The sequence below is a fragment of the uncultured Campylobacter sp. genome (assembly GCF_937997465.1).
Taxonomy (GTDB): Bacteria; Campylobacterota; Campylobacteria; order Campylobacterales; family Campylobacteraceae; genus Campylobacter_A.
The window spans coordinates 1-7,547 of sequence record NZ_CALKTQ010000019.1; the positions used below are offsets into that span (position 1 = coordinate 1).

Here is a 7,547-nt window from a genome sequence, read left to right on the forward strand (position 1 = left end):
AGAGTACAAAAAGCTCCGGCTAAAAACAAAACAAAAGCTATTTGTATATCCAGCGGCTGATTTTTAAAAGTAATAAAATAATTTTTAATTAGTCTATGTAGCAAGTTATTCAACTCCATATCAATCTTATCAACAATATTTTTATATAATAACATATCTCAAAAAAATGCAACATTAAAACTCAAGAATAAATCAAAGTAGGGCTTAGATATAATAACGGTAAAGATACGAAAGAATTCTATCAAATTCTGCTAAAACCGATAAAAGAAAATCTGCTTTAGTTGCGTCTAGCCTAAATTTATTGAACAAGCAACAAAACAAATCGCCGTACGCTAACCCTACACATTATGCACCCCCTTACGCTAAATTAAATCCAAATTTTAATTCATTTTAGATAGACTACTACAAAAAGTATGAGTAAGAACATGACCCAAAAAAGAGAATTTATACCCCAAGAGCTTCCACTGGATTTTAAGCCTACTGAGCAAATTTATAAAGCACTCAATAGAGCCTCAAGAAAACTAGGCGAACTAAACGGCTTTATAAAAACCATTCCAAACCATGATATTTTGATAAATTCTCTCGTTTTGCAAGAGGCAAAAGATTCAAGCGCTATAGAAAACATTATCACGACGCACGATGAGCTATTTTTAGCGCAAATAGACGAAACCAGGATCGCACAAAGCGCAAAAGAGGTTATGAACTACGAAATCGCCTTAAAAAAAGGCTACTTGCTTATAAAAAAAGATAATCTATTCTTAACTCGTCATATACTAGAGATTCAAAAACGATTGCAGCGTAGTAACGCCGGTTTTCGCACCCAAAGCGGAACTATGCTTAAAAATCCCGCCACGGGCGAGATAAAACATATACCGCCGCAACACATAGACGATATAAATAGATTGATGGCAAATTTAGAAAAGTACATAAACGACGACTTGGACGAACTTGATCCGCTAATTAGACTAGCGGTGATCCACTATCAGTTTGAAACCATACATCCGTTTTATGACGGAAACGGCAGAACCGGACGCATCATAAACGTCTTATATCTAACGCACAAAAAGCTGCTTGACCTACCTATTTTATATCTAAGTGCTTATATCATAAAAAATAAGTCCAAATACTACGAACTTTTAGAAAACGTAAGTAAAAACAGCGATTGGAGCGAATGGATAGAGTATATGCTAAACGGCATAGAGCGTACCGCTGAGGCATCCGTCACGCTCATAAAAGAGATAGACGACGCTATAAGAGAATTTAGCGAGCTCTTGCAGGAAAAAGAGCGGAGGATATACAGCAAAGACTTTGTGGAGTTACTTTTTTCATATCCATATACAAAGATAGAATCGGTAGAGAAAAAACTAAATATCTCTAGACAAACCGCTTCTAAATATCTTAAAATTTGCGAAAAATTAGGAGCATTTAAATGCGTAAAACTCGGTCGTATGAATTACTTTGTAAATTTAAAGTTGTTTGAAATATTACAACATGGACTAATACTATAGCGCACAAGTCTTCTATAATATGTTAAGAAAATACTAAATCTTTAACATATCCGCGGCAATGTGTTAAAAATTTGAGGAGGTTTTAACGCATTTTAATAAATTATACCACTCCAAAAAATAAAGATAAATTTTTACCCTGCCTTTTATAAAATCATAGCGCGCATTAATCTTAAACATCCATATATTAAATTCCCAAAAGTAGTCCGAGTTTTTCTTGAATTTCTCCTAACTCCTCTTGCGTTATCTTTCCCTTATACTTAGCGTTTCTAGCCCGCCAGTCTAGGCTTTTTACATGATCGGCTAGCGCAACGCCATCTTTTTCACCGCTAATGGCAACCTCAAACGGATAGTTTTTTACTTTCGCGGTTAGTGGCACGCAGATAAGCAGACTCGTTTTTTCGTTGTAGGCTTTGGGCGTTAATACGGCGGCCGGACGGCATTTGGCTTGCTCATGTCCGGCTTGGGAATCAAGTCTATCCATATTACATCTGCGGCGTCTGGCGTATAGCTCATATTATTTCATTACCTATAGCAGCGCCGGTAATCGCTTCGCTGTGTAGATTATCCGGCTTTATAGCTTTTAGCAGTTCGGCAAGCCTATCTTTTTTGTCGTCTATCGGCTCCATTACCGCTTTACCGTTTTCTACTTTGATCTCTAGCTTATTGCCGCAACCTATACCGAGTTCATGCAATATAGAATTTGGAATTCTTAGCCCCACGCTATTGCCCCATTTATTAAGCGCTACTTGCATTTTTATTCCTTTTAATTTGCCCATGATTATACAGCGTATGTCTTAAAAGGTTTTAAAATTTTAATCGTCAATAGCTCTTGCACTGAAATAAAAACGAGCGGATATATTACTATACGGCGCAAGCTTAGAATTTAAAACGATATAATACGATAAAAATAAAGGATACTCTTGAGCAACCAACCAAGTATATGGATGGGGGAGGGGATTAAGCGTGAGGGGTAGTGGGCAAAACAAGGAGTTCTGAGCCTTGTAGCGCAAAAAAATAAACCTATCTATGCCTTAAGGCCGTAGTGTAATCTAGAGCCTAATTTTACAAGCTTTGCCTTTTTCTTGGTTTTTATGCAATTACAAGCTTTTATTATGCAGTCTCTCCGTAAATCATCTAGTGACTAAAGGGCGTTGGATTTCTTGTTTTATTTATGGTTAAAATTTTTAGAAGCTCAGATACCAAAAATGTAGGAGATTTGAAGACAAGATACTAAAATCGTATAATATATACCCCAAAAAGTCACACACGCTCTTGCTACTCTTTTAGTTCTCTTTGCCGCCTTTTCTATTTCTAATATTGGCTTTAGTCTTTGGCTCTACTGACACATAGCCTGAATATTGTCTGTGCATAAAACCATTCGATTTCATAAAGCGTTTTATATCAGAATATGGTTTTCTGGTGTTGCCCTCACCAAATATGCCCTCAAGTTCTTTTGTTGATAAATCAAACATAAGAACCCTACGAATAGCTTCATCACTCATTCCCAAACCCCTATATTTTCTTTTTTTAATTTTGCCATCATATTTTCATTGCCTTCATCCTCATCTATCCAAACCCATTCTTTAACGTTTTTGGTTATCCACTCATTTTGAGCGGCATAATGGCAAATAAATAGTCCCAAATTTGCCAAATCATTCTCATTGCCTTTTGCGTGAAAAGTGTTTTTATCAATCCTAATCAAATTACACTGCTCGGCAAGCTTGTCTAAATATTCGTATATTACGTCTAGCTTATACTTTTTCTCTCGTAAAACCTTCTCTTCGTCTATTACTATTTTCGTGCCTAGTAACGGGTATGCCATTGTTTTTCCTTTTCATGGTTCTATATTTTATTATTAAATTCTAGCTTTACTAGCAAATATTATATATGTGCCGCAGGTTTTATTTCCTCATTATTTTTTTATAGTAGTTAAAAGTCCTTTTATCTATCTCGCCAAGCAAAAACGAAATTTCTATGATGTCCTTGTCAGAAAAACCATAGTGCTTAAAATAACTTTCAGCTGTAGGATGATAAATAAAGTGGTGTTTGAATCGTAAAATTTTTATCAATCTTTCGTTTGTTCTCTCGTCAAATTTAACTCCGAAAAAATCCTCTGCAACTCGAATGATTTCGTAACTATTCATACGTCCTTTTTTGTTATTTTCAAAAGCTTTGTGATATAAATATCTCAAAAAAGTATCCGAGTTTAAATCTATAATTTTCCTTTTTACACAAACTAGGTCATTCTCTTTTAAAAACTCGCTCACAGAAATATCTTGGTAAATGTGTTTTGTGTTTTTGATAATTTCTTTTAACTTGTCGTAATCTAAATTTTCTTTTTTTCTTCGGACTGCAAGCTTCTCATAAAAAGTATGTTTAGGTATGGCTTTTATGGTTTTCATATGACTATTCTACTTAACTGAATATAAAACTATGTTTAGTTAGAATGTATTCATTAGTCGAAAAATAAAACAAACCTTAAAAAAAGCGAACTTCCACTTTAACTGCCTGTTTTGCTTAAATAATACACTCAAAAACCGATTTTAGGCTATTAATATTTTATTTTTAAGTTTCAATTTATATATAAAATAATCACCTCCTACTAGCGATTCTTTATAATATTATAAGAATCTCGTATAGAGACGAAGGAGCGTTACTTTTAATTAAATAGCGCTTTCGATGGTTAGTTTAGTGTCTAAAAATGTAAAAAATCAAAACGTAATATACAAGTCTTTTATAGGCGAGAATATTATCAGCGTATATGTCACAAATAATATAACTAACCCGGATATAAAAATGTGGGCTATACTATAAAATTTTAAAGGCCTATAGGTGCAAAGTAAAGATAATTCATTTTCTATATTGTTTGAAAGTCGACTCCAAGGGCTGGGGACAAATCAGGCCCTAGATCATGTCTTGCCGCTTTTGCTTCTAGCTAATAGAATGTCAAAGATACAAAATATTTCACAAGAGCAAATGATTGGTTTAAAAGAGAAATTAACCAATGATATACTTAGCATAAGCTCAAAACTGGCTAGTCTTAGAATTTATGATGAAGACGATATTACTAGGCTCAGATACTGCGTCTGTGTCTTTATAGATGAAAGTCTTATGAAAAATGAACTTTTTATGAATAGTTTTTGGGCAAATAATACTCTTACTATTAGACTATTTAACGAAAATTTAGGTGGAAATAAATTTTTTGGTATAATGGAAAAATGGTTTGAAAATCCCGCAAAAAACAAAGATCTTTTGGAAGTTGTTTATGCTTGTTTAACTCTTGGCTATAGAGGCAAATACGATCTTGAGAATGATTGTAACGAAAAGATCGAATATCTTTGTGAAAGTATAGCATCAGCTATTGCCCCTCTGATAGGCAGCGATGAAGATATGTTATTTAAAAAAGCCTATAGTCCTTCTAAACCTGACAATATACTGAATAATTTTAATTTTGGCGGAGCTAAAGCTCTTGCAATACTGATAGCTATAATAGCGGTCGCGCTTTCATTTATGTACTCAATACATAGCCTGGATAAGGAAAACATAAAAAATAATACAAGCATTAATAATAAAATCGACGCTTTTATGAGAGATTCTAATACCAAAATATAGCTAGCTTTATTGTATTATACAAATTTATATGACGTTTTTATATACATCAAGAGTCATAGTCAAAAATTAATTTAGTTCTATTAAACTTAAATTTTATGAAACATAGCTAAATTTAAAATGTAAATACAAATTTATATTTTATTTTTGAAGCTATATTATAAATTCTACGTATTCGCCTCACTACATCCGTTTCTTTTTGTATATTATTGCAACGCTCGTATATAATTCTTAGCCGAAATGGCCAAGAATGCCGAACGAGAAATACCGAGCTCTTTTGCCGCGGTATCTATCTCTTGCATTATATTTTCTTTCATAGTAATAGCATAGCTTTTTGTTTTAATACTAAGCTACCTAGGCTCTATTATTTCTTCGTTATCCGATAGCATTTCGACCAACGCGTCTTTAAATGCGCTTTTTAAATCGCTTATAGCTTCGGCTTCGTTATTTCCGGCGCCTTTTATATATTCATACTCTTTGTAGTAGGCATAATAGTAAAACGTATCGTCAAAGTTTTTATCCTTTACGACGATTGCGACATAGGGTAAATTTAGGTAGTAGTTTAAATTTCTTACGACCGACATATTATATAGCCAATGCTTTTCTGGCAAGCTCGCTAAGCCACGCCGAACGGTTATTCGTAACGGCGTCAATTGCGTTTAAAACACCTTTTGGTATAGTTAAATTTATGCGAACCTTGGCATTTTCATCGATTGGCTCTGGTATATTTATACCGTCAGCAAGTGCTGTTTCTATCGTAAATTTAAAAGCTTCTTCAAGCTCGGCAAGGGCTTCTTCTTTGCTTTCGCCATCACCATAAAAAAACGCAATGTTATTAAGTTCAGGCATAAACGCACACCAGCCACCACCTTGATTTTGTGGTATTTTTTTAAGCTCTATCTTATACGGCAGGTTTAGATAGTAGTCCAAATTTTTCATTATTTGTCCTTTATGGCGTCCAAAACTAGCTTGATATAATACGTTTTTATGGGCTTTTTATATGGCAAAGTAAGCAAAATTTTACCATTTGTGAATTAATGATGTGAGCTTTTTTATGCCACGTAAATTAAAGCCATTATTTAAAAGCAACTTTTCAAGCACTTCAAATTTTACATTTTTAGGATTGTTTTCAAGCTCTTTTAATAATTTGTCATTTTTACTCAAATTTTTGCCTTTTATACGTATATTATACATACTTTTTCTTACATCACCCTTTTCATCTCTTTTTTGACCATATCCCCAGTAGCGTCGGCGTATATCATAGTAGTCTGTATCTTTTTGTGCCTAAGAGCCTTTTGGATAACGCCCAAATTCGTATTTTTCTCAACCATATTCATAGCAAACGAGTGCCTTAAAATATGGCAACCTCTTTTATTTATTATTCCACACTTTCTATATATACGAGCCAGTAAAGAATACGCATTTTGCCTAGAAATAGGTTTATTTTCAAGACTGCCAGTAAAGATGTAGTTGTCGATATCGCTACGTTCTAGTAAATAAGTAAATTCAGATTCTATATAGCTTTTTGATATATATGCCGTCTGATACTCTCCGCCTTTAGCTAGTATATTTATATCATAAAATTCTCCGTCATCACTCTCTTGAAAATCGCTAAATTTTAAATTTAATGCCTCGCTTATTCTAAGTCCGCTTTTTAACATTAGCTTTATTAAGAGTGAATCTCTATAATTTTTGTTATATCTATACTCGGGTTTTTTAACGAGCCTATTTTCTATGTAATCTAAAATTTTATCCCTCTCACTCTCTTTCATAAAATTTTCAAGCTTGCTCGTCTTTTTCTTTGCAATCTTGTAGTTATCTAGTATTTTTTCTAAATCTATAAGCATATCGTTATTATTAGTAATATACTTAAAGAAAATCTTTAAGATAGTTAAATAACTAAGCTTTGTTGAGCTTGATATACTTTTACTTTTATTAGTAGCCTTTTTCTTTTGTTTTTTCTTATATAGTTCATCTAGCCATATAAAGTAGTCTGTTATATGCTTTTGACTTAGGTTGTTAAATGTAATTACGTCATTATTCTCATAACAAAACTCTACAAAGCCGTCAAGACAATTTTTATACGTGTTAATCGTATTAATGCTCTTGTCTGCTATTTTATTATACGAAATAAAGTTATCGCGGTAGTTTGCCATCTCATCCGCAAAGTCTAGTTTTTCGTCATTTTTCATAAATTCCTCTTTTTATTTTACATAATTGGTTATTATGTAAAATATTTTTTAAGATTTATCATAAGGATAAATTTTTTAAAAGCTCTTATTTTTAAATACTATTATGTAAATAATTTAGAATATTATATCACAATAGCTAAATTTGTCAAGTAATAATCATATAACTAGGTATTATTGATAGCAATAAGCTATAAAGCGTATACTATATTGACCCATTTCAATATATTAGCTATAATAC

11 protein-coding genes are annotated in these 7,547 nt (G+C 32.8%); 2 read left to right on the plus strand and 9 right to left on the minus strand.

Annotation, left to right across the window (positions count from 1 at the left end; translation table 11 throughout):
• Positions 1-425: 425 nt before the first annotated feature.
• The gene (locus Q0546_RS00515) at positions 426-1,508 is read left to right on the plus strand and encodes a Fic family protein (RefSeq protein WP_298789549.1); all 1,083 of its coding nucleotides are present in this window, start codon (positions 426-428) and stop codon (positions 1,506-1,508) included.
• Positions 1,509-1,692: 184 nt separating this feature from the next.
• Here the strand turns inward: Q0546_RS00515 and mazF are convergent, their stop codons facing one another.
• From mazF to Q0546_RS00540, 5 genes are all read right to left on the minus strand, one after another.
• Positions 1,693-1,989, minus strand: a complete 297-nt coding sequence (gene mazF, locus Q0546_RS00520; RefSeq protein WP_298789550.1) for an endoribonuclease MazF — start codon at positions 1,987-1,989, stop codon at positions 1,693-1,695.
• A 28-nt stretch (positions 1,990-2,017) separates the two neighbouring features.
• Positions 2,018-2,260, minus strand: a complete 243-nt coding sequence (locus tag Q0546_RS00525) for an AbrB/MazE/SpoVT family DNA-binding domain-containing protein (protein WP_298789551.1) — start codon at positions 2,258-2,260, stop codon at positions 2,018-2,020.
• 531 nt (positions 2,261-2,791) lie between these two features.
• On the minus strand, positions 2,792-3,010 hold the full coding sequence (locus Q0546_RS00530; protein WP_298789567.1) for a hypothetical protein: 219 nt from the start codon (positions 3,008-3,010) through the stop codon (positions 2,792-2,794).
• Positions 3,007-3,330, minus strand: coding sequence for a hypothetical protein (locus Q0546_RS00535; RefSeq protein ID WP_298789553.1), 324 nt, complete (start codon positions 3,328-3,330; stop codon positions 3,007-3,009). Before Q0546_RS00535 ends, Q0546_RS00530 begins: the two co-directional genes overlap by 4 nt.
• A gap of 79 nt (positions 3,331-3,409) precedes the next feature.
• On the minus strand, positions 3,410-3,910 hold the full coding sequence (locus tag Q0546_RS00540) for a hypothetical protein (RefSeq protein WP_298789555.1): 501 nt from the start codon (positions 3,908-3,910) through the stop codon (positions 3,410-3,412).
• Between the two features lie 430 nt (positions 3,911-4,340).
• On the opposite strand from Q0546_RS00540, the gene icmH reads away from it, so the two are divergent.
• Positions 4,341-5,120 carry a type IVB secretion system protein IcmH/DotU gene (gene icmH / locus Q0546_RS00545; RefSeq protein ID WP_298789557.1) on the plus strand — a complete coding sequence of 260 codons (780 nt, stop codon included), beginning with the start codon at positions 4,341-4,343 and terminating at the stop codon, positions 5,118-5,120.
• 347 nt (positions 5,121-5,467) lie between these two features.
• On the opposite strand, the gene Q0546_RS00550 is transcribed toward icmH, so the two are convergent.
• The 4 genes from Q0546_RS00550 to Q0546_RS00565 form a co-directional block, all read right to left on the minus strand.
• The gene (locus Q0546_RS00550; RefSeq protein ID WP_298789559.1) at positions 5,468-5,701 is read right to left on the minus strand and encodes a hypothetical protein; all 234 of its coding nucleotides are present in this window, start codon (positions 5,699-5,701) and stop codon (positions 5,468-5,470) included.
• Between the two features lies 1 nt (position 5,702).
• Entirely contained in the window at positions 5,703-6,056 is a 354-nt protein-coding gene (locus Q0546_RS00555; RefSeq protein ID WP_298789561.1) for a type II toxin-antitoxin system HicB family antitoxin, read from the minus strand.
• Positions 6,057-6,137: 81 nt separating this feature from the next.
• Positions 6,138-6,281 carry a hypothetical protein gene (locus Q0546_RS00560; protein WP_298789563.1) on the minus strand — a complete coding sequence of 48 codons (144 nt, stop codon included), beginning with the start codon at positions 6,279-6,281 and terminating at the stop codon, positions 6,138-6,140.
• A gap of 38 nt (positions 6,282-6,319) precedes the next feature.
• The gene (locus tag Q0546_RS00565) at positions 6,320-7,309 is read right to left on the minus strand and encodes a tyrosine-type recombinase/integrase (protein WP_298789565.1); all 990 of its coding nucleotides are present in this window, start codon (positions 7,307-7,309) and stop codon (positions 6,320-6,322) included.
• Positions 7,310-7,547: the final 238 nt, after the last annotated feature.

Coding starts and splice junctions, on each gene's coding strand:
- Q0546_RS00515 (WP_298789549.1), top strand. CDS start 426: ATGACCCAAAAAAGAGAATTTATACCCCAAGAGCTTCCACTGGATTTT.
- mazF (WP_298789550.1), bottom strand. CDS start 1,989: ATGGATAGACTTGATTCCCAAGCCGGACATGAGCAAGCCAAATGCCGT.
- Q0546_RS00525 (WP_298789551.1), bottom strand. CDS start 2,260: ATGCAAGTAGCGCTTAATAAATGGGGCAATAGCGTGGGGCTAAGAATT.
- Q0546_RS00530 (WP_298789567.1), bottom strand. CDS start 3,010: ATGAGTGATGAAGCTATTCGTAGGGTTCTTATGTTTGATTTATCAACA.
- Q0546_RS00535 (WP_298789553.1), bottom strand. CDS start 3,330: ATGGCATACCCGTTACTAGGCACGAAAATAGTAATAGACGAAGAGAAG.
- Q0546_RS00540 (WP_298789555.1), bottom strand. CDS start 3,910: ATGAAAACCATAAAAGCCATACCTAAACATACTTTTTATGAGAAGCTT.
- Q0546_RS00550 (WP_298789559.1), bottom strand. CDS start 5,701: ATGTCGGTCGTAAGAAATTTAAACTACTACCTAAATTTACCCTATGTC.
- Q0546_RS00555 (WP_298789561.1), bottom strand. CDS start 6,056: ATGAAAAATTTGGACTACTATCTAAACCTGCCGTATAAGATAGAGCTT.
- Q0546_RS00565 (WP_298789565.1), bottom strand. CDS start 7,309: ATGAAAAATGACGAAAAACTAGACTTTGCGGATGAGATGGCAAACTAC.